At 57.5% G+C, this 21,398-nt stretch carries 23 protein-coding genes; 9 read left to right on the top strand and 14 right to left on the bottom strand.

Translation table 11 applies throughout. The annotated features are described in order from the left end of the window. Nucleotides 1-63: 63 nt before the first annotated feature. From KGP22_RS07000 to nfsA, 11 genes are all read right to left on the bottom strand, one after another. Nucleotides 64-1,533 (bottom strand): ATP-binding protein, encoded by a 1,470-nt coding sequence (locus tag KGP22_RS07000; RefSeq protein WP_223581745.1) that lies wholly within the window; start codon nt 1,531-1,533, stop codon nt 64-66. Beyond that, nucleotides 1,517-2,224: a response regulator transcription factor gene (locus tag KGP22_RS06995; RefSeq protein ID WP_111963881.1), complete on the bottom strand. Its 708-nt coding sequence runs from the start codon at nt 2,222-2,224 to the stop codon at nt 1,517-1,519. The genes KGP22_RS07000 and KGP22_RS06995 overlap by 17 nt, the downstream gene beginning before the upstream one ends. 72 nt (nt 2,225-2,296) lie before the next feature. Beyond that, a complete protein-coding gene (rlmC, locus tag KGP22_RS06990) occupies nt 2,297-3,424 on the bottom strand; it encodes a 23S rRNA (uracil(747)-C(5))-methyltransferase RlmC (protein ID WP_149366239.1) in 1,128 nt (375 codons plus the stop codon). Between the two features lie 40 nt (nt 3,425-3,464). Continuing rightward, nucleotides 3,465-3,938: a YbjO family protein gene (locus tag KGP22_RS06985; protein ID WP_024907853.1), complete on the bottom strand. Its 474-nt coding sequence runs from the start codon at nt 3,936-3,938 to the stop codon at nt 3,465-3,467. A gap of 65 nt (nt 3,939-4,003) precedes the next feature. Further along, a complete protein-coding gene (potI, locus tag KGP22_RS06980) occupies nt 4,004-4,849 on the bottom strand; it encodes a putrescine ABC transporter permease PotI (protein WP_023310934.1) in 846 nt (281 codons plus the stop codon). Then, entirely contained in the window at nt 4,846-5,799 is a 954-nt protein-coding gene (gene potH, locus KGP22_RS06975) for a putrescine ABC transporter permease PotH (protein WP_115874590.1), read from the bottom strand. Before potH ends, potI begins: the two co-directional genes overlap by 4 nt. Before the next feature lie 10 nt (nt 5,800-5,809). Beyond that, nucleotides 5,810-6,943 carry a putrescine ABC transporter ATP-binding subunit PotG gene (gene potG, locus KGP22_RS06970; protein WP_024907855.1) on the bottom strand — a complete coding sequence of 378 codons (1,134 nt, stop codon included), beginning with the start codon at nt 6,941-6,943 and terminating at the stop codon, nt 5,810-5,812. A gap of 98 nt (nt 6,944-7,041) precedes the next feature. Further along, nucleotides 7,042-8,154: a spermidine/putrescine ABC transporter substrate-binding protein PotF gene (gene potF / locus KGP22_RS06965; RefSeq protein WP_008503444.1), complete on the bottom strand. Its 1,113-nt coding sequence runs from the start codon at nt 8,152-8,154 to the stop codon at nt 7,042-7,044. A gap of 351 nt (nt 8,155-8,505) precedes the next feature. Continuing rightward, a complete protein-coding gene (locus KGP22_RS06960) occupies nt 8,506-8,982 on the bottom strand; it encodes a YbjN domain-containing protein (protein WP_014169308.1) in 477 nt (158 codons plus the stop codon). A 63-nt stretch (nt 8,983-9,045) separates the two neighbouring features. Beyond that, nucleotides 9,046-9,948 carry a 30S ribosomal protein S6--L-glutamate ligase gene (gene rimK / locus KGP22_RS06955; protein ID WP_111963877.1) on the bottom strand — a complete coding sequence of 301 codons (903 nt, stop codon included), beginning with the start codon at nt 9,946-9,948 and terminating at the stop codon, nt 9,046-9,048. Between the two features lie 69 nt (nt 9,949-10,017). Further along, nucleotides 10,018-10,740 (bottom strand): nitroreductase NfsA, encoded by a 723-nt coding sequence (gene nfsA / locus KGP22_RS06950; protein ID WP_111963876.1) that lies wholly within the window; start codon nt 10,738-10,740, stop codon nt 10,018-10,020. Nucleotides 10,741-10,924: 184 nt separating this feature from the next. Between nfsA and KGP22_RS06945 the strand changes: the two genes are divergently transcribed. Next, the gene (locus KGP22_RS06945; RefSeq protein ID WP_006809455.1) at nt 10,925-11,194 is read left to right on the top strand and encodes a GrxA family glutaredoxin; all 270 of its coding nucleotides are present in this window, start codon (nt 10,925-10,927) and stop codon (nt 11,192-11,194) included. Between the two features lie 30 nt (nt 11,195-11,224). Here the strand turns inward: KGP22_RS06945 and KGP22_RS06940 are convergent, their stop codons facing one another. Beyond that, a complete protein-coding gene (locus KGP22_RS06940) occupies nt 11,225-11,599 on the bottom strand; it encodes an inner membrane protein YbjM (protein ID WP_223581743.1) in 375 nt (124 codons plus the stop codon). A 273-nt stretch (nt 11,600-11,872) separates the two neighbouring features. On the opposite strand from KGP22_RS06940, the gene KGP22_RS06935 reads away from it, so the two are divergent. The 4 genes from KGP22_RS06935 to arsC all read left to right on the top strand — a co-directional run bounded on the left by KGP22_RS06935 (nt 11,873) and on the right by arsC (nt 15,904). After that, nucleotides 11,873-13,558: an aspartate:alanine antiporter gene (locus KGP22_RS06935; RefSeq protein ID WP_111963874.1), complete on the top strand. Its 1,686-nt coding sequence runs from the start codon at nt 11,873-11,875 to the stop codon at nt 13,556-13,558. Nucleotides 13,559-13,809: 251 nt separating this feature from the next. After that, a complete protein-coding gene (locus KGP22_RS06930; protein ID WP_111963873.1) occupies nt 13,810-14,130 on the top strand; it encodes a metalloregulator ArsR/SmtB family transcription factor in 321 nt (106 codons plus the stop codon). Between the two features lie 40 nt (nt 14,131-14,170). Continuing rightward, nucleotides 14,171-15,460, top strand: coding sequence for an arsenic transporter (locus KGP22_RS06925; RefSeq protein ID WP_149366236.1), 1,290 nt, complete (start codon nt 14,171-14,173; stop codon nt 15,458-15,460). Nucleotides 15,461-15,472: 12 nt separating this feature from the next. Beyond that, entirely contained in the window at nt 15,473-15,904 is a 432-nt protein-coding gene (gene arsC, locus KGP22_RS06920) for a glutaredoxin-dependent arsenate reductase (protein ID WP_111963871.1), read from the top strand. A 21-nt stretch (nt 15,905-15,925) separates the two neighbouring features. On the opposite strand, the gene KGP22_RS06915 is transcribed toward arsC, so the two are convergent. Beyond that, entirely contained in the window at nt 15,926-16,477 is a 552-nt protein-coding gene (locus KGP22_RS06915) for a TetR family transcriptional regulator (protein ID WP_111963929.1), read from the bottom strand. 81 nt (nt 16,478-16,558) lie between these two features. Between KGP22_RS06915 and KGP22_RS06910 the strand changes: the two genes are divergently transcribed. Beyond that, nucleotides 16,559-17,773: an MFS transporter gene (locus tag KGP22_RS06910; RefSeq protein ID WP_149366234.1), complete on the top strand. Its 1,215-nt coding sequence runs from the start codon at nt 16,559-16,561 to the stop codon at nt 17,771-17,773. Then, nucleotides 17,763-18,575, top strand: a complete 813-nt coding sequence (locus KGP22_RS06905) for a Cof-type HAD-IIB family hydrolase (RefSeq protein ID WP_111963869.1) — start codon at nt 17,763-17,765, stop codon at nt 18,573-18,575. Before KGP22_RS06910 ends, KGP22_RS06905 begins: the two co-directional genes overlap by 11 nt. A 67-nt stretch (nt 18,576-18,642) precedes the next feature. Here KGP22_RS06905 and KGP22_RS06900 read toward each other — a convergent pair whose 3' ends face one another. Further along, nucleotides 18,643-19,875, bottom strand: coding sequence for an MFS transporter (locus tag KGP22_RS06900; protein ID WP_111963868.1), 1,233 nt, complete (start codon nt 19,873-19,875; stop codon nt 18,643-18,645). Nucleotides 19,876-20,043: 168 nt separating this feature from the next. On the opposite strand from KGP22_RS06900, the gene KGP22_RS06895 reads away from it, so the two are divergent. Together KGP22_RS06895 and ybjG are read left to right on the top strand one after the other, a co-directional pair. Continuing rightward, nucleotides 20,044-20,772, top strand: a complete 729-nt coding sequence (locus tag KGP22_RS06895; protein WP_223581741.1) for a phosphatase PAP2 family protein — start codon at nt 20,044-20,046, stop codon at nt 20,770-20,772. Nucleotides 20,773-20,779: 7 nt separating this feature from the next. Then, on the top strand, nt 20,780-21,388 hold the full coding sequence (gene ybjG / locus KGP22_RS06890; protein WP_111963866.1) for an undecaprenyl-diphosphate phosphatase: 609 nt from the start codon (nt 20,780-20,782) through the stop codon (nt 21,386-21,388). Nucleotides 21,389-21,398: the final 10 nt, after the last annotated feature.

The following is a 21,398-nucleotide window of genomic DNA, read 5'->3' as shown; positions in this document are numbered from 1 at the left end:
GCTCGGCCTACGGGGGTGGTAGTCTGTAGGCCGGGTAAGGCGAAGCCGCCACCCGGCAATTTCTCAGAGTGGCACAAAGAACCTGAACCGTGCTCCGCTCGCCGACTCCATCAGCCTGATCCCACCCCCGTGCAGCTCCAGCATCCGTTTAACAATCAGCAGCCCTAACCCGCCGCGATTCTCTCTCGACGCCTGAGTATTGAGCGCCGACGGCCGCTGGAACAGATCGTCACGCAGCGCGGCATCCACGCCCGCTCCGCTATCGGACACTTCGACCTGCAGCCGTTCATTTTCCTGCCACACCGCCAGACGAATTTCCCCGCCGCCAGGCGTATGGCGCATCGCGTTATCCAGCAGGTTGGTTACTACGCGCTCGATCATCGACACATCGGCGTTTATCAGCGGCAACGGCCCCGGCACGTCAATATGCAGGTTGACCTCTCGCGTACGGGCGGTGAGCTCAAACTTCTGCGCCACGTCGGAAATCAGCTCTCCCATCGCGAACCGCTCGCGCTGGGGTTTAATACCGCCGTACTCCAGGCGTGCCAGCTCAAACAGCTGCTGCGAAAGATGACGGACCTTTTGTCCCTGGCGCAGCGCGGTGGCGAGATACTGCTGGTGCTCCTGCGGCGTCAGCGTGGCGGATTTGAGCGACAGGGTTTCGAGATAGCCCAGCAGCGAGGTCAGCGGCGTACGGAGATCGTGCGAAATATTGGCGATAAACTCCCGGCGCTGGCGATCGCTGTCGGCCAGCCGATCCCACTGCTGGGTGATTTTGCGCGCCAGCTCGATAAAACTGTTGCGCAGGATCGCCACCTCATCTTTTGCCGCCGCGTCCGGCGTCTGTGCCGCCAGCTGTCTGATAGCGCTTATGCTGTCCTGCTCCAGCCCGGCGACTTCCACCGTCAGCTGTTTAACCGGGCGCGTGACCCAGTACCAGACCAGTAAACCGGCCAGCAGGCCAAACAGCGCGACCCACAGCAGTGACCACAGGACGGTACTCCACAGCGCCTTATGCCAGGCCATCTCCGCAAGAGCATTTGACTCCTCGCCCTGCAAAATAATGTACAGATAGCCTTTTAGCTCGCCGTCCTGCCGCAGCGGCGTGGCGCTAAAGACTTTTTGATTTTGACTGCGCGGATCGTCGCCCAGCACCGGCATGGCGGTGCCGCTGAGGAAGCTCTGCACCGGAGCCAGATCGATTTTTTGCCGCTGAATATGGCCCGGCGGTGCGGCATCGGCGAGGATATCGCCGTCAGGAGAGATAACGTACAGCTCAACGCTCGGATTAAAGGTCATCAGCCGGCCAAACAGCGGTTTCAGCGCGCTGCTGTCGACCCTGCCCTGCGCGTCCAGAATTGGTTCGCGCTGAACGATCTGCTGCGCCAGCCCGCCCGACAAACGCTGCACCATCGCATTACCGTACTGCATGCTGCTGTAGAGCTGTACCGCGCAGGCAACGGCGGCGCAGAGCATCATCAGCAGGATGAAGAGCAGCGTCAGGCGCTGGCTCAGGCTAAAGCGGCGCATCATGATTTGGCTCCGCAAATTTATAGCCCTTGCCCCAGACGGTGCGAATAATCTCCGGCTCGGCGGCGTCCTTCTCAATCTTGATGCGCAGGCGGTTGATATGGGTGTTGACGGTGTGCTCATAGCCTTCGTGCTGGTAGCCCCAGACCTGCTCCAGCAGCGCCAGACGGGAGAACACCTCGCCGGGATGACGGGCAAAGAAGTAGAGCAGTTCGAACTCGCGCGGGGTGAGATCCACCACCTGGCCGTGAAGCAGCACGCTGCGCGCCAGCGGATCGATGGTCAGTCCGTGAGCCTGAATTTGACCGTCGGTTTGCGCCTGCCCCATCGCCTGCTGGCGACGGAACAGCGCTTTGATGCGCGCAATCAGCTCCTGCACGGAGAACGGTTTTGCCAGATAGTCATCGGCGCCGGTTTCCAGCCCGGTGATGCGGTCGGTTTCGCTGCTACGGGCGCTGATGATGATCACCGGCAGGTAGCGCGTCATCTGACGGATGCGGCGGCAAATCTCCAGGCCGTCAACGCTGGGCAGCATCAGGTCGAGGATCACCGCGTCCCACGTCTGGACTTCAAGACGCTGCAGGGCTTTGCCCCCGTCGGGTTCGTGGGTGATGGCGTAGCCTTCGTCTTCTAAATTGAGTCGCAGAAGCGCCGCGATATCGTGGTCGTCTTCCACCAGCAGGATCTGCTTCATGGGTAAGCCTTCATTCATTTCTTATGACGTAAGCTTACCTGATTTCGCCGGGATGAAGAGTTCACATTTTGTTTAAGATTTTACGAGCAACGTCAGCACTTCATAGTGCGCGGTGTGCGGGAACATATCAAAAAGCTGAACGCGTTCAACGCGATAGCCCGGTAGTTGCGCAATGTCTTTTGCCATGGTCTGCGCGTTGCAGCTGGAATAGATGATGTACTCTGGCGCCATCTGGCTCAGGTAGTCGCACAGCGCATTGCCGATGCCGCGGCGCGGCGGGTTGACCAGCACCAGCTCAGGCACGTTGCCCTGGCCGGTCGCGAACCGCGTGGAGTCGAGCGCCTGGAAGTGCAGATTCGTTAACCCAAGTTCGGCGGCGGACTGCTTCGCGCAGGCAATCGCTTCGGCAGAGATCTCAATGCCGGTGAGCTGCATCTCCGGCGTGGCGCAGTGCAGGCCAAAACCGCCCACGCCGCAGAAGAGATCCCACATGTGGTGAACGTTCAACGCACGAACCCAGTCGCGGGCGGCGGCGTACAGGCTGCTTGCCACGGTCGGGTTGGTCTGGAAGAAGCTTTGCGGGCGGATCCACAGCGGCACCCCGTTGAAGCTTTCGGCCAGCGCGTGCTGGTCGGTGAAGAAAATCTCTTTCTCCCCTTCCATGATTGCCATATGCACGGGCTGAATGTTTGCCGTAATGACCTTCAGCTGCGGAAGCTGCGCCTGCAGCCACGGCAGCGCCGCGCGCAGCTGCTCCAGCTTGGTTTCAGAGCGCAGCACGAAGCGCAGCATCATGCCGCCGTCTTTCTGGCTTTCCGTCAGCAGAAGGTATTTCAGCTCGCCGCGCTTGCGGGCAACGCTGTAGGGCGTTAAGCCCGCCCGCGCGATAAACGGTTTCAGTGCGGCAAAGACAGGCTCAAACGAGTCGGGATACAGCGGGCAGTCGGTTAAGTCTTCCGGCGTGCCGTCGCGGTGCAGCATCCCCAGCAGCGGTTTTTCTACGCTGCCGCTGACCACCATTTTGGCTTTATTGCGAAACCCCTGTTCGGGGCCGCTGACGGGTGCGCACCACTCGCCCACCGCGTGTTCTGCCAGCAGCTGTTGCAGGTCGGCCATTTTGGCGGTGAGCTGTTGAGGGACCGGCTGTTCTATCCACTGACAGGAGCGGCAGCGTCCGGCGTCATAGAGTGCGCACTGCATATGAAAACCTTAAAAATCACGAGGGCTGCGATTATACACATTATTGCAGGCGGAAGAATCTCCGACTGGAAGCCGGAACGAAGAGTAGAAAGAGCACCAGCATGTCCGGCAGTTTTTGCATAAACAGCGCGCGCAGGATCTCGCGTTTGGATTCACCGGCGATGCTGAACAGCTCCGGGTAGCCATACCCCAGCGAGGCGGCCCACAGATAGCTTGCGGCGGTAATTTGCGTCAGCAGATAGACCCATCGCGCCCAGTTGCGCCCTTTAACCAGCGAAAACGCGCAGTAGATCTCGATAAACACCAGCACCAGGCTGCTCAAAAAGACCAGCGTCAGATTCCACGTCTGCACGCTGCGGTGAATGAATTCACCGATGCCGCGCACGCCCAGGGTGTTGAGAATCATCAGCACGTCCAGGCAGCGGATCATAATAATGGCGAGCGCCGCCACCTGAACCAGCGCAGGTACGTTAGGACGCGCGTGCGTAATACGTGATTTTTTTAATAATCCCAATGTTTTACTTCCCTGAAAAACAGTGCCGCGTCATGCGCGGCACATCACTGGAAATTTTAAATCCTTCAGCCGCGTCTTGCACGCTGGATATCGCGCACGCGCTGTTTTTCCGCGCGCGCCATCAAATACCAGGCGATAAATCCGACAATTCCGACCACGCCGAGGATGATAGAAGCCAGGGCGTTGATCTCCGGGTTGACCCCCATGCGTACGCTGGAGAAGACCAGCATCGGCAGCGTGGTCGCCCCCGGGCCGGAAACAAAGCTGGCGATCACCAGATCGTCGAGCGACAGGGTAAACGCCAGCAGCCAGCCGGAGATCACCGCCGGCATAATCATCGGCAGGGTGATGATGAAAAAGACCTTCAGCGGCGTCGCGCCGAGATCCATCGCCGCCTCTTCAATGGAGCGATCCAGCTCGCGCAGGCGCGAGGAGATCACTACCGCTACGTAGGCCGTACAGAAAGTGACGTGCGCCAGCCAGATGGTGAGCATGCCGCGATCTGCCGGCCAGCCGATGGCGTGCGCCAGGGCCACGAACAGCAGCAGTAGCGCGAGACCGGTGATCACGTCCGGCATCACCAGCGGGGCGGTAATCATAAAGGCAAAGCCGTTCGAACCGCGAAAACGCCCGAAGCGCACCATCACCAGCGCGGCGATCGTGCCCAGCACGGACGCCATGGTCGCCGCCAGCGCCGCAATGGTCAGGCTCAGCCCCACCGCGCTCATCATTGCATCATCGTGGAACAACTCGCTGTACCAGCGCGTCGACCAGCCTGCCCAGACCGTCACCAGTTTGGAGCTGTTAAACGAATAGATCACCAGCATAAGCATCGGCGCATACAGGAAGGTAAAGCCGATCACCAGGATCGCGATTCGCCACGGGGAGCGCACTACCGGTAAGTTGTTCATCCGCGATCTCCCATCTGTTTCTGCTGATGCTTGTGGAACCACATGATCGGCACGATCAGCAGCAGTAACATGATAATCGCCACCGCTGACGCCACCGGCCAGTCGCGGTTATTGAAAAACTCCTGCCACAACACGCGGCCAATCATGATGCTATCAGGCCCGCCGAGCAGTTCCGGGATCACAAACTCCCCCACCGCCGGGATAAAGACCAGCATCGACCCGGCGATAATGCCGCCTTTAGTCAGCGGGACAATGACGCTGAAGAAGGTTTTTAGCGGACGGGCACCGAGATCGAGCGACGCTTCCACCAGCGAGTAGTCGATACGGGTCAGCGCCGTGTAGATTGGCAGCACCATAAACGGCAGATAGGCGTACACAATACCGATATAGACCGCGAGGTTGGTGTGCAGGATCGTCAGGGGCTGATCGATAACCCCGAGCCACATCAGGAAGTTGTTCAGCACGCCGTTGTTTTTCAGGATCCCCATCCAGGCGTAAACGCGGATCAGGAACGAGGTCCACGACGGTAAAATTACCAGCAGCAGCAGGATATTCCGGGTCGACGGCTTGCTGTGCGCCACCGCCCACGCCAGCGGGTAACCCATCACCAGACAGCAGAGCGTCGAGATGGCGGCCACCTGCAGCGACTGCAGATAGGCTTCGAAATAGAGCGGGTCGTCGGTGAGCTGCAGGAAGTTACCCAGGTTTAAGGTCAGCGTCAGCTGCCCGTCGGCCCAGTCCAGCAGGTTGGTGTAAGGCGGGATTGCCCGCGCCATTTCCGCCAGGCTTATCTTGAAAACAATCAGGAACGGCAGCAGGAACAGCAGGATCAGCCACACGTACGGCATGGCGATCACCAGCTTGCGGCCGTGTTTCATCTGCATTCGCGTCAGCCACTGGGCAAAACCGCCCGGTTTGCCTGCGCGGGCTGGAGGTTCAAGTGTACTCATTGGCCGCTCCTTATACCGTCAGCACAACGCAACTGTCTGCATCCCAACACAGGCGCACTTCGTCGCCCCAGGTCGGCTGCCCCTTGCGGTAGCGATGTTCGTTCTGTAACTGCGCGCTGAGCATCTGCCCGCTTTTCAGGCGCACGTGATAGATGGAGAGGTCGCCAAGATAGGCAATGTGCACCACTTCACCGACGGCAAAGTTATAGCCATCGGCAGGCGGATCCTCACAGAGCATGATCTTCTCCGGACGCAGCGCGACGTAGACAGGCACGTTATCCACCACGGAGTTATCCGGGTCGACCTTCAGCGGATGCTGCAGCCCCGGCGATTCGATGACCAGACCATCTTCCTGACGATCTTTCAGCAGCCCTTCGAAGACGTTGACCGAGCCGATGAACTCCGCGCTGTAGCGGGTGGTTGGATGCTCATAAATCTCTTCCGGCTCGCCAATCTGCACGAACTTCCCGCGGTTCATGATGGCGATACGTCCGGCCATGGTCATGGCTTCTTCCTGGTCGTGGGTAACCATCACGCAGGTCACGCCCACGCGCTCGAGGATATCGACCACTTCAAGCTGCATACGGTCGCGCAGCTTTTTATCCAGAGCCCCCATCGGCTCATCAAGCAGCAGCAGTTTCGGGCGTTTTGCCAGGCTGCGAGCCAGGGCCACGCGCTGGCGCTGGCCGCCGGACAGCTGATGCGGCTTACGCTTCGCGAACTCCTGCATGTGTACCAGGCTCAGCATCTCGGCCACGCGCGCGGTAATTTCGGCCTTCGGCAGCTTGTCCTGCTTCAGGCCAAAGGCGATGTTCTGCTCCACCGTCATGTGCGGGAACAGCGCGTAGGACTGGAACATCATGTTAATCGGGCGCTGATACGGCGGCACGCTGGACAGATCCACGCCATCGAGCATGATCTGCCCGGCGGTGGGTTGTTCAAAACCGGCCAGCATACGCAGCAGGGTCGATTTACCGCAGCCAGAAGCTCCCAGAAGAGCAAAAATCTCGCCTTTATAAATCGTCAGGCTGACGTCGTCCACGGCATGCTGGCCATCGAAAGATTTGGTGAGGTTACGAATTTCAAGAAGCGGGGTCAGCGCTTTACGGACTTTCGCCTGCGGGCGGGGGATCGCGTCATTCACGGGGTGCTCTCCGGCAGAAATCAAATCATGGTGCAGGCGCACCAGAACGGTGCGCCTGTTGCCGGGGGCACTTCGCTTGCCCGGCCTGTAACAAAGGGTTATTTACCGCTTTTCACCTTGGTCCACGCACGGGTACGTACGCGGTCAATTTTTGGATCCTGGACTTTCAGGGTGAAGAGCTTGGCGAACACATCCGCTGGCGGATAGATAGCCGGGTTATTACGGATTTCTTCGCTCACCAGCGGCACGGAGGCCTTGTTACCGTTCGCGTAGTAAACGTGGTCGCTGATGTGGGCGATCACCTCAGGACGCATCAGGTAGTTGAGGAACTGATACGCTTCATCTTTGTTTTTCGCATCAGCCGGCATCGCGAAGACGTCGAAGAAGGCCAGCGCCCCCTCTTTCGGAATGAAGTAGGAGACGTTCACACCGTTTTTCGCCTCTTTCGCGCGGTTAGCCGCCTGCCATACGTCCCCTGCCCAGCCGATCGCGACGCAGATGTCGCCGTTCGCCAGGTCGTTGATGTACTGAGATGAGTGGAAGTAACGAATGTTTGGACGCAGCTTCAGCAGCAGATCGGTCGCCGGGCCAGTGTAATCATCGGCTTTATTGCTGTTCGGATCTTTGCCCAGGTAGTTCAGCACGGTTGCGAAAATCTCTTCCGGCGCATCTAGGAAGGAGACGCCGCAGCTTTTCAGCTTCTCAAGGTTTTCCGGCTTCAGCACCACGTCCCAGCTGTCCAGCTTGACGTCCGGGCCCAGCGCGGCTTTGACTTTATCGACGTTGTAGCCGATACCGGTAGTCGCCCACAGGTAAGGCATGGCGTATTTGTTGTCCGGATCATGCTTGGCCACCAGCTTCAGCACTTCCGGATCGAGATTTTTCCAGTTTGGTAACTTGCTCTTATCCAGCGGCTGGAAGACGCCTGCCGTCAGCTGACGCTCGAGGAAGCTTGCGGAAGGCACCACGAGGTCAAACCCGGTGCTGCCCGCCATCAGTTTTCCTTCCAGCACTTCGTTGGAATCGAACACATCGTAGACGACTTTAATGCCGGTCTCTTTTTCAAAATTCGCCACCGTGTCCGGCGCAATATAGTCAGACCAGTTATAAACGTGCAGCGTTTTTTGTTCCGCAGCGAGCGTGCCGGCAGAGACGGCCATCAGAGCACCCGCAACCAGACCCGATAACCATTTTTTATTCAAGGCGATCATAGTGTTATTCCTTCTGAAAGCTCGTTAACAAACGAACTAAAACTGTGCAATCTGAATGTATGCAAAAATCATGCATAGTTTGTCGCTCTGCTCAAAATAAAAAGAAACCTCTTTACCCGGCAGCTTCCGCTCGCTTTTTGAAGCATCGCAAGAATAACTGTAGCCCGTGTCCCCGGCTATAGCCCAGACGAAAAAACGCCTTTTATCAATTTTTTATGCAGGTTAAGTCTACGTGATAAGCCGAAACGGCCTTCAGGGAGGTGAATAATTCTTTAAAGAAAGGTTAAAAGCAGCAGAAAAAATGGCCTTCTGCAGCCGCTATGGCAGCGACTGCGCAAAAGTCAGACAGGCTTAGTGAAGAAAATTGGGAGATGCATCATTATTCTCTGCATCATCTTCCGCGCTATACAGCAGATGGTGTGCATTGGCTTCCATCATGACCATCGAAATTTGCTCTTCGCTCAGGCGCATAAACCATGAGAACTGCTTGAACGACAGCCCGGCACCGGAGAATAAAGACTGGCAAACGACCAGTTTTGGCAGATTATCATCCTGTATGTCGAGAAATGCTTTCACCGTCAAAGAACTGGCGTTAATCGCTGACAGATCGGAAGCCAGCGCCAGCAGCGCAGAGGGCTTCACTTCGGCCAGCGCGGAGAAAAGGATCACGTCGTTAATCAGATCGATTTTGGCATCGAAAATGCCGTCGAAATTCTGCATATGAGGCAGATGCAGCGCCTGGCAGGAATCGCATTCGAAAAACGTAATTCCGGCATCATCAAGCCATTGACGTAACGTATCCAGTGTAGGTACGACCTGTAAATCCATCGCGTTGCAGCCTCTTTAATAAAAACTTCGCATAGGGTACTTAAAAAGCGCGCGGTAATCCATTTAACCACCCGTTTTCAGACAGTAGCCCGGCGTCGCATGACGCTCGATCCATAAGATCATTTTACCCGCAATATCGACCCCTGTGGTTTTTTCCACGCCTTCAAGCCCCGGCGAGGCGTTCACTTCCATAACCAGTGGCCCTCGCGTCGCCCGTAGCAGGTCTACGCCTGCCACGTCCAGCCCCAAAGTCTGCGCCGCTTTGACGGCAATTTCCCGCTCCTGGTCGCTGATATCGGCGATTCTGGCAATGCCGCCGCGGTGAAGGTTAGAGCGGAAATCGCCCTCTTTGGCCTGGCGCTCGATGGCCGCCACCACCTCGTTTCCCACCACGAAACACCGGATGTCGCGCCCTTTGGCCTCTTCAATGTACTCCTGCACCAGAATATGGGCATTCAGCCCGCGGAAGGCGTCAATCACGCTCTCCGCTGCCTGACGCGTCTCCGCCAGCACCACGCCGATGCCCTGTGTGCCTTCCACCAGCTTGATCACCAAAGGGGCACCGCCCACCATGTCGATCAGATCGCTGGTGTCGTCCGGTGAATGGGCAATCCCGGTGACGGGAAGATCGATCCCCTGGCGCGCGAGCAGCTGCAGCGAGCGCAGCTTGTCGCGGGCGCGTGAAATGGCGACGGATTCGTTGAGCGGATAGCTGCCCAGCATCTCGAACTGGCGCAATGCAGCGGTGCCGTAAAAGGTTATCTGGGAGCCGATGCGGGGGATCACCGCATCAAAGTGAGGCAGCTTGCGGCCTTTGTAGTGAATCGACGAGGCGGCAGGGTCAATGTTCATATAGCAGGACATCGGGTCGAGGATCTCAACCTGATGTCCGCGTTTCGCCGCCGCTTCCCGAAGACGCTTACATGAATAGAGCGTTCCATCCCGGGACAATATGGCAATTTTCACCCTGCACCTCTCTGAAGACATGGAAAAAGCCTGCGTATCATATACGCAGGCAGGCGCAGGATAAATGGACTATCGCGTAGCCCAGCCCTGTTTGTGCAGATAATCAAGAATAAACGGGCGATTTTCTTTAATGATGGTGCGGCGAATATGGTCAGTCCAGGTGTCGCGACGGTTATTGCTGCCGCGCGTCAGGTAGTAGTTCGCCAGCTCTTCATCGTATTGATTCAGGACGTCCTGATCGACCGGCTGGTAGTGGTTTTCGTGCACCAGCATCGCCGCGGGAATACGCGGCTTCAGATCCGGGTTATCCGCCGGCCAGCCGAGACACAGGCCAAACAGCGGCAGCACGTGTTTTGGCAGCTTCAGCAGGTCGGTCACGCTTTGAATGTTGTTACGCAGGCCTCCGATGTAGACGCCGCCTAATCCCAGCGACTCCGCCGCAGTAAAGGCGTTTTGCGCCATCAGCGCGGTATCCACCACGCCCAACAGCAGCTGTTCGGCCAGCCCGAGCTCGGCCTCAGGGCAGATCTGCAGGTGGCGGTTAAAGTCGGCGCAGAATACCCAGAACTCGGCTGCCTGAGCCACATGCTTCTGCCCGCCGGTCAGCGTCACCAGTTGTTCACGCATGGCCGGGTCGGTAATGCGGATAATGGAGCTGCACTGCAGGAAGCTGGAACTTGAAGTCGCCCTTGCGCTGTTAATAATCGCTTCGCGCTGCGCATCGGTAATCGGCTCATCGGTGAAGTGGCGAATGGAACGATGGGAAAGGAGCAGGTCTATGGTTGGCGTCATCTTGTCTCTCTTTGTCTTGCTTAATACGTATGGCAGCCAGTATAGGCAATGATATGCGCGGTGTAATTGGCGAAACATAGCTCATAGATATTATAACGACAGGCGAAACCTTCTTTAATGACGACAGGTTATGGGGCACTATACGTGTCATTCGCCGCCAGGCTTGTTTTTTGAGGAGAGAGAAATGTTTGCAGTAATTTTTGGTCGTCCAGGGTGCCCTTACTGTGTGCGCGCGAAAGAGCTGGCTGAGAAACTGACCGAAGAGCGCGATGACTTCAACTTCCGCTACGTGGATATCCACGCGGAAGGCATCACGAAAGCGGATCTCGAAAAAACCGTCGGTAAGCCGGTTGAAACCGTACCGCAGATCTTCCTCGATCAGAAACACATCGGCGGCTGCACCGACTTCGAAGCTTACGCCAAAGAGCACCTGGGCCTGTTTGCTGCCCAGTAATGAAAGGACGCCCTCACCGAGAGGGCGTTTTTATTTGTGGTGCCGTCGGCGTTGAAGCAGACTGCGCACAAATAAGTAGCAGAGCGCGCCAAGGGCGCACCAGAATACGGCGCTCATCAACCACGCCAGCTCCTGCCAGAAACTTCGCGTTGAAACATACAGCATGCGCATCAGCAGCAGACACAGCGGTGCCGCCAGCATGGCGCCAATTAGCGGCTTGACCACTTCCCCTTTACGGGAAAGAAAACTGGCTGCCGCTCCCGGCAGGGTAAAAAAGAGCAGCCCCAGCTCCGGGTGTCCGGCAGCCCTGAATGCCCCTTTCAGATTAAAAGCGAGCGACATGCACACGAAGGTAAACAGCAAAAAGCAGCTGATCACCCCCGCCCAGTTTCGTTTAATGTTCAAACTATCCTCCTGACTTATCTCTATCAAATACAGCTTCGTCGGGTAGACGCCCAGTCAGATAAAGCAATGCGGCAATCCTTGCCAAAGTACGCACAGGGTGATGCGATAATAGGTAGCTGTCAGTAGCTAATGCGATTAAACTACACGCCAGCTAATGTTTTAGGGAATAAAGCAGGAAACAGGGAGCGTTAACGCCTTTCCCTGACCCAGAAAACAGTAGCCCAAATAGTCCTTTCATTCAACAACTTACTGGTAAACAAGAAGTTAGCCTCCGTGAATATAAACGTCGCAGACTTGTTAAATGGGAATTACATCCTGTTATTATTTGTGGTACTGGCGCTGGGCCTTTGCCTGGGTAAATTGCGCCTGGGTTCAGTTCAACTTGGTAATTCCATTGGCGTTTTAGTCGTCTCCTTATTATTAGGTCAGCAGCACTTCAGCATTAACACGGACGCGCTTAACTTAGGTTTTATGCTGTTTATTTTTTGTGTTGGCGTGGAAGCGGGACCGAACTTTTTTTCAATTTTCTTCCGCGACGGCAAAAATTATCTGATGCTGGCGCTGGTGATGGTCGGCAGCGCGCTGCTGATCGCGTTAGGACTGGGTAAACTGTTTGGCTGGGATATCGGGTTAACGGCCGGTATGCTGGCAGGCTCCATGACCTCCACTCCCGTGCTCGTGGGTGCCGGTGATACCCTGCGTCATTCCGGCATGGCCGGCGCACAGCTTTCTGCCGCACTCGACCACCTGAGCCTGGGCTATGCCCTGACCTATCTGATTGGTCTGGTGAGCCTGATCGTTGGCGCACGCTATCTGCCAAAACTGCAGCACCAGGATCTACAGACCAGCGCCCAGCAAATCGCCCGCGAGCGCGGTCTGGATACCGATTCCAAACGTAAAGTCTATCTCCCGGTGATCCGCGCCTATCGCGTCGGGCCAGAGCTGGTGGCATGGGCAGACGGCAAAAATCTGCGCGAACTGGGGATTTACCGCCAGACGGGCTGCTATATCGAACGTATCCGCCGCAACGGCATTCTGGCGAACCCGGACGGCGACGCGGTTCTGCAGATGGGCGACGACATCGCGCTGGTGGGTTACCCGGACGCCCACGCCCGTCTCGACCCGAGCTTCCGTAACGGCAAAGAGGTGTTCGACCGCGACCTGCTCGACATGCGTATCGTCACCGAAGAGATCGTGGTGAAAAACCATAACGCCGTTGGCCGCCGCCTGGCGCAGCTGAAGCTGACGGACCACGGCTGCTTCCTCAACCGCGTGATCCGCAGCCAGATTGAGATGCCTATCGACGACAACGTGGTGCTCAACAAAGGCGACGTGCTGCAGGTCAGCGGCGACGCCCGACGCGTGAAAACCGTGGCCGACCGCATCGGCTTTATCTCCATTCACAGCCAGGTCACCGACCTGCTGGCCTTCTGCGCTTTCTTTATCGTTGGCCTGATGATCGGCATGATCACCTTCCAGTTCAGCAACTTTAGCTTCGGCATCGGTAACGCCGCCGGGCTGCTGTTCGCCGGGATCATGCTAGGCTTCCTGCGAGCGAACCATCCTACCTTCGGCTACATTCCGCAGGGCGCGCTGAACATGGTGAAAGAGTTCGGTCTGATGGTCTTTATGGCGGGCGTGGGCCTAAGCGCGGGCAGCGGCATTGGCCACAGCCTGGGCGCCGTCGGCTGGCAAATGTTGGTTTCCGGACTTATCGTCAGCCTGGTGCCGGTGGTGATCTGCTTCCTGTTCGGCGCCTACGTGCTGCGCATGAACCGCGCCCTGCTCTTCGGGGCAATGATGGGCGCGCGTACCTGTGCGCCTGCGATGGAAATCATCAGCGATACCGCGCGCAGCAACATCCCGGCGCTGGGGTATGCAGGCACGTACGCTATCGCTAACGTACTGCTTACGCTGGCGGGTACGCTGATCATTATCATCTGGCCGGGACTCGGATAACTCCTAAGTTTGCGCGTGGTGAAATTATTTTCGTTACGCGCAGAACTTTTTTATCAGGGGGCAGTCATAACTAGTGCCACTGCTTTTCTTTGATGTCCCCAATTTGTGGAGCCCATCAACCCCGCCGTTTTGGTTCAAGGTTGATGGGTTTTTTGTTGCCTGAAATTCCCCTTACTCAATTTCACCTTTTCTCCAACCATTAAAACATATATGATTAAACGCATATAAAAGCCACGCCGACAGGAACCCTCATGCTCCACCCGCTCCAGCTCTTCAAAACCCTCTCTGACGAAACGCGGCTCGCCATCGCCATGCTGCTCCGCGAAGCGGGCGAGCTGTGCGTCTGCGATCTCTGCGCCGCAACAGCCGAATCGCAGCCGAAGGTCTCCCGCCATATGGCGCTGCTGCGCGAGTCCGGGCTGGTTATCGACCGTCGTGAGGGTAAGTGGGTTTATTACCGTCTCTCTCCCAACATGCCCGCGTGGGCGGCAACGATTATCGACAACAGCTGGAACTGCCTGCGGGAAGAGACGCGCATGAAGCTGAAAAACCGACTTCCGGGCTTGTGCTAAGCAAAACACATTCACAAAAACAGATATAATGGAGTAAAGGATGTTTCTGGCAGGGGCTATTTTTCTGTTTACGCTGGTACTGGTCATCTGGCAGCCCAGAGGGCTCAGCATCGGCTGGAGCGCGACTATTGGTGCCGTACTGGCGCTCGCCAGCGGCGTTATTCACGTAAACGATATTCCGGTTGTGTGGAATATCGTCTGGAACGCCACGGCAACGTTTATCGCCGTCATCATCATCAGCCTGCTGCTGGATGAGTCCGGCTTTTTCGAGTGGGCGGCACTGCACGTTGCCCGCTGGGGGAACGGCCGCGGAAGATTGCTGTTTACGTATATCGTGCTGCTGGGCGCAGCCGTGGCGGCGCTGTTTGCCAATGACGGTGCGGCTCTGATCCTAACCCCTATCGTTATCGCCATGCTGCTGGCGCTGGGATTCAGCAAGCAGGCTACGCTGGCATTTGTGATGGCGGCAGGTTTTATCGCCGATACCGCCAGCCTGCCGCTGATTGTGTCGAACCTGGTCAACATCGTCTCGGCAGACTTCTTCACGCTGGGGTTCAGCGAATACGCTTCGGTGATGATTCCCGTTGATGTCGCCGCGATTGCCGCAACGCTGGCCATGCTCCATCTGTTCTTCCGCAAGGAAATTCCCCCGGAATATGACCTGGCAAAACTGCGTGAGCCCGCGCGGGCCATTCACGACCTCCCGACCTTCAGAACGGGCTGGATCGTGCTGCTCCTTCTTCTCGTCGGTTTCTTTGTGCTAGAACCGCTGGGTATTCCGGTCAGCGCCATTGCGACTGCGGGCGCGCTGGTTTTGTTTGCCGTTGCAAAACGCGGACATGCGATAAATACCGGAAAAGTGCTGCGCGGCGCACCGTGGCAGATCGTGATCTTCTCGCTGGGGATGTATCTGGTGGTGTATGGCCTGCGCAATGCCGGGCTGACGGAATATCTCTCAGGCGTACTGAATAACCTGGCCGGGCAAGGGCTGTGGGCCACCACGCTGGGAACCGGGTTCATCACCGCGTTTCTGTCATCCATAATGAACAATATGCCCACGGTGCTGATTGGCGCGCTCTCCATTGAGGGCAGTACGGCGACAGGACTGATCAAGGAAGCAATGATTTACGCCAACGTGATTGGCTGCGATTTGGGGCCGAAAATCACGCCTATCGGCAGCCTTGCCACCCTGCTCTGGCTTCACGTGCTGGCGCAGAAAAACATGACGATTAGCTGGGGCTACTATTTCCGGACGGGCATCATTATGACGCTGCCGGTCCTGTTTGTGACGCTCGCCGCGCTGGCGCTACGTCTCTCCTTCACACTGTAATGAGCCACTGATATGAGCCACATCACTATCTACCACAACCCCGCCTGCGGCACGTCGCGCAACACGCTGGAGATGATCCGCAACAGCGGCACGGAGCCAGAGATTATCCTCTATCTGGAAACCCCGCCGTCGCGCGATAAGCTGACAACCCTGATTGCCGATATGGGGATCTCGGTGCGGGATCTGCTGCGTAAAAACGTGGAGCCCTACGAACAGCTCGGCCTGGCCGAAGACAGCTTCACCGACGACCAGCTTATCGATTTTATGCTGCAATACCCGATCCTGATTAACCGTCCGATCGTCGTGACGCCGCTGGGCACTCGCCTGTGCCGCCCGTCTGAAGTCGTCCTCGACATCCTGCCGGACGCACAGAAAGGGGCATTTACGAAAGAAGATGGCGAAGCGGTGGTTGACGCCAGCGGGAATAAAATCGAGCGCAGGTAAAAATGGCAGGGCGAGCGATACCTAAGGGTTCCCCTCGCCCGCAATTCTCCCCACCATCGCCCGGATCTCTTCGCGGGATAGCGGCGCCCGGTCGGTGACGTAGTGCAGCGTCATTCCTTCAATAAAGGCATCCAGCGCGCGGGTGGTGACCGGGTCGAACCACTGCTCGAGCGTTGTCTGGCTCATCTTCATCCAGTCCTGCATCACCGTTTTGAGCGCCGCGCTGCGGTGCATAAAAGCGTAAAGCTGATACATCAGCGCCATGTTGTGCGGCGTCGTCACCTGCGAGCTGTGGATCAGAGTGGTAATGGATTCGCACGCCATTTCCGGCCCGGTGACGCCCGCGAAGAAATCCCGGTACTGCTGCGACATCTGGCGGGTAAACCACGTGAAGGCCTCCTCCAGCAGCGGCTCCATACCGTCGAAATAGTAGGTCATCGACCCCAGCGGCACGCCCGCGCAGGTGGCGATTTTCCGGTGCGTGACGGCGTGAATACCGTGTTCAGCAATGGTGTCGAGGGTCGCCTGCAGGATTTTCTCCCGGCGATGCGGATCGTTGGGTGGTCTGCTCATCATTTCCTCACCTGGTTTGTGTACAAATGTACACAAACTTGCTAGTGTTGTCGCTATTGTTGTACTTCTGGTGCTACCCCAATGACGCTGACCTCTTCCCGCAAAGCCCTGCAGCTCCGCATGTGGGCGCTGTTTATGTTCTTCTTTATTCCCGGTCTGCTGATGGCCTCCTGGGCCACGCGCACCCCCGCCATTCGCGACATTTTGTCCGTCTCTACAGCTGAGATGGGTATCGTGCTGTTTGGCCTGTCGATAGGCTCCATGAGCGGCATCCTCTGCTCCGCGTGGCTGGTGAAGCGCTTCGGTACGCGGGCGGTGATCCGCACCACCATGTGCTTCGCGGTATTCGGGATGATCGTGCTCAGCGTCGCGCTGTGGTTTGCCTCACCGGTGCTGTTTGCGCTGGGGCTGACGGTATTTGGCGGCAGCTTCGGTTCGGCGGAAGTTGCCATCAACGTTGAAGGAGCGGCTGTCGAGCGTGAGATGAACAAAACCGTGCTGCCGATGATGCACGGTTTTTACAGCCTCGGCACGCTGGCCGGTGCGGGCGTGGGAATGGCGCTGACGGCCACTGGCGTGAGCGCCAATCTGCATATCCTGCTGGCAGCGCTGGTGTGTATCATTCCGATTCTGACCGGCATCCGGGCGATCCCGGACGGCACAGGTAAGAACTCCGCTGACGAACAGCACTCGGCCGAAAAAGGGCTGCCCTTCTACCGCGACTTCCAGTTGATGCTGATCGGCGTGGTGGTGCTGGCTATGGCCTTCGCCGAAGGGTCCGCCAACGACTGGCTGCCGCTGCTGATGGTAGACGGTCACGGCTTTAGCCCGACCTCCGGCTCGCTGATCTACGCCGGGTTTACGCTGGGGATGACCATCGGGCGCTTCACCGGCGGCTGGTTTATCGACCGCTACAGCCGTGTAGCGGTGGTGCGCGCCAGCGCCCTGCTGGGCGGCCTGGGTATCGCGATGATCATATTTGTCGATGTGGACTGGATTGCCGGGGTCTCGGTGATCCTCTGGGGACTGGGCGCGTCGCTCGGCTTTCCGCTTACCATTTCAGCCGCCAGCGATACCGGCCCGGATGCCCCGACGCGCGTCAGCGTGGTGGCAACCACGGGCTATCTCGCCTTCCTGGTCGGGCCGCCGCTGCTTGGCTTCCTCGGCGAGCACTACGGGCTGCGCAGCGCCATGCTGGTGGTGTTAGGGTTGGTCATCATCGCGGCGCTGGTGGCGCGCGCGGTGGCAAAGCCGGAAACGAATCAAACGACACTGGAGAAGGGATATGAGCGTTAAACTGATTGCCGTCGACATGGATGGCACATTCCTCAGCGATGCCAAGACCTACAATCGTCCGCGCTTTCTGGCGCAGTACGCCCGCATGAAGGCGCAAGGCATTCGCTTCGTGGTCGCCAGCGGCAACCAGTTCTACCAGCTGATCTCCTTTTTCCCGGAGATTGCGCATGAAATTTCATTCGTCGCCGAAAACGGCGGCTGGGTCGTAAGTGAGGGTGAAGACGTCTTTAACGGTGAACTGTCGAAAGCCCATTTCGAGACCGTTGCGAACGTGTTAAGCGACGTTCCCGGCATTGAGATTATCGCCTGCGGGAAGAGCAGCGCCTACACGCTGAAGTGCTATGACGAAGGCTTTAAGGGTATCGCGGCGAAGTACTATCACCGTCTGGAAATGGTCAGCGATTTCGACAACCTGAACGATATTTTCTTCAAGTTCGGGCTCAACGTGTCTGACGATGAAATTCCGCGTATTCAGGCGCTGCTGCATGAAAAGCTGAGTGACATCATGGTGCCCGTCACCACCGGTCACGGCAGTATCGACCTGATCATCCCCGGCGTGCACAAAGCAAACGGCCTGCGGATCCTGCAAAAGCGCTGGGGCATAGCCGATAGCGAAGTGGTGGCCTTCGGCGACAGCGGCAACGACGTGGAGATGCTGCGCCAGTCCGGGTTCAGCTTTGCGATGGCTAATGCCAGACCGCATATCAAAGCGGCGGCGCGTTTTGAAGCGCCGCACAATAACGATGAAGGCGTGTTGGATGTGATTGATAAGGTGCTGGATGGGGAGGCGCCGTTTAATTGACCGCGAGCGGTCTGGCGGCCTCGCCCCTCACCCTGGCCCTCTCCCCAAAGGGGAGAGGGAAAAAAGATTAAGGTTGCAGGGCGTTTCCAACGCGTTTGTCTTTCAGGAACACCACCATCAGGGCAACCCACAGCACGCCGTTGGCGAGGTTAAACAGGCTGAACAGCCCGTTGCCGCCCATCGCGTAGGCATGCTTGCTCACCTCGATACCTACGGTAAAAATCAGCATCTGGAGCATCCCCATCGCCGCGGAGACCGTGCCTTTACTCATCTCGCTGGCGAACAGCGTCAGGCGCACCAGACCGGCGTTGGCCACGCCAATCCCGAAGGCGTAGATGCTCAGTCCCGCCGTCATCCACAGATAAGCGTGTGATGACGCGACGGTCGCCACCGCCGCCAGAATCAACCCTGCCGCAATCGGCCAGCCGCCCATGATAATTAGCGAACGCACGGTGCGGCGTGACGTCAAACGTGCCAGCACCAGGTTCCCGATAATCAGCGCGCCAAAGATCGGCACCTGCAGCAGACCATACTCATAGCTGCTGAGCTTTTCGCCGCTGATGATAATAACCGGAGACTGGGCGATCCACGCCAGCAGCGGCAGGCTAACGAACCCGGTCGCCAGCGCGCCCGCCACAAAGCGGCCATTCTTCAGCACTTCTTTATAATCCCGACCCAGCTCTTTCAGCGAGAGTTTCTCGCCGATGCGGGTGGCCGTTTCCGGCATCGCCCGGTGCAGACCAAAGAACGCGATGGCGGCGAGAACGGCAAACAGCACAAACATCCCTTCCCATGGCGCCATATGCACCCACGCGGCACCCACCAGCGGCCCGAGTAATGGGGCAATCAGCGCCACGTTCGCCATCAGCGCGGTAATTTTGATACACACCGCCTCTTCAAACGATTCCTGAATGGCGGCATACCCCACGGCGCCGATAAAGCACAGGCTCACCCCCTGCAGGAAGCGCAGCAGGGTAAATTGTTCAATGTTTTGCGCCAGCAGCGTGGCAAGACAGGTGACGATAAACCACACCACGCCCGTCAGCATCACAGGACGGCGGCCAATACGATCCGACAGCGGGCCTAACAGCCACTGCAAAAACATGCCGCCGGCCAGATAGGCGGTCATGGAGGTCGGTACCCACTCGATTCCGGCGTTGTACTGCGCCACCACGGCCAGCATACCGGGCTGGATCATATCGTTGCCGATATAGGTAGAAAATTCGTAGAGCACCAGACACAGAGGGAAAAGCAACGCCTGACGACCCAGACGTGAACCAGAAGAAGAACGGTTTAACATGCAATCTCTTTATAATGACAAAATCGCGACGAGTGTAATGAAATGCCGCAGCCCGAGATAGTGATTTATCGAGGATAAACAGAAATAAAGCACATATCGTCTTCGTTTAAGGTTTCCTTAAGTTGACACTTTTATGATAGCCCCATTACTCGTCAACGACCCCAAATCATGGCACTTACCTCCAGCCGTTCAGAATTGTCTAAGTTACAGACAAATAAGACAAAACGCCTTTACCGCTTACCGTCCCGCTTTTATGGTTATCAGCTTTTCATACTGATTGCCCTTGCCGTGGTATTTACGTGGCTATCGCGCAATGAAGCGCTCGACAGATGGATTACCGGCTTTTGGTATGACGCGGCGACGCAGAGCTTTCCGCTGCAGAAAGACCACCTGCTGGATCTGCTCAACCACCGACTGGCGAAGTACATTGCCATCGCCTCAGGCGCCGTGGCGCTGTTTTACGGCGCCTACAAGCGTAACGCAAGGCTGGTTACGGCAGCGCTGCTGATGGGCGTTGGCGCGCTGGTGGTAGGCCTGCTGAAGAGCATGAGCCATCACAGCTGTCCGTGGGACCTGGTGGAATATGGCGGGAAGGCCGTGTCCTACCCCCTGTTCAGCGCCATTCCTGCTGACAGCGGTCCGGGGCGCTGTTTCCCCGGTGGTCATGCCTCCAGCGGCTTTATGGTGATGGGGCTGTTTTTTGCCTTCTGGCGCGAACGTCCGCGTCTCGCCTGGTTCTTCGTCGCGCTGGGCGTGGTGTTAGGTCTGGCGATGGGCTTCGGTCAGGTCATGCGCGGGGCGCATTTTTTCTCTCACAACCTGTGGGCCGGGTGGTGGGTCTGGTTTTCCCAGGTGGTGGTCTACGGGCTGATTTCCACCCGGTTTGCTAAAGAGTGATAACGCTATGCTAGAGAATCTGAATTATCAGCTGTTTTATCTGATCAACGCCACACCGGCCTCGCCCGAGTGGATGATCGACTTTGCCACCTTTCTGGCAAAAGACCTGATCGGTATCGTGCCCGCGCTGGCAGCCATTCTCTGGCTGTGGGGGCCTCGTAGCCAGGTAAAAGCACAGCGCAAGCTGGTAATCAAAGTGGCGATGGCTCTCGGCGTAAGCGTCCTGGTGAGCTACATTCTGGGCCACGCGTTCCCGCACGATCGTCCGTTTGTCGATCACGTCGGCTATACCTTCCTGCATCATGCGCCGGATGACTCGTTCCCGAGCGATCACGGTACGGTGATCTTCACCTTTGCGCTAGCCTTCCTGTTCTGGCATCGCCTGTGGTCTGGTGCGGTGCTGATGGTGGTCGCCGTGGCCATCGCCTGGTCTCGCGTTTACCTGGGCGTCCACTGGCCGCTGGATATGGTGGGCGGCTTCCTGGTCGGGCTGATTGGCTGCGTGAGCGCGGCTATCCTGTGGAGCCTCTTTGGTGAAGCGCTCTACCGCACGCTGTCATCACTCTATCGCGCCATTTTCGCTATCCCGATCCGCAAAGGCTGGATACGTGACTAACCCCAACCTG

The organism is Enterobacter sp. JBIWA005 (assembly GCF_019968805.1).
In the GTDB taxonomy this organism is placed as follows: domain Bacteria; phylum Pseudomonadota; class Gammaproteobacteria; order Enterobacterales; family Enterobacteriaceae; genus Enterobacter; species Enterobacter vonholyi.
Note: the sequence above shows the minus strand (reverse complement) of the source record. Positions and strands in the feature narration are given on the sequence as shown.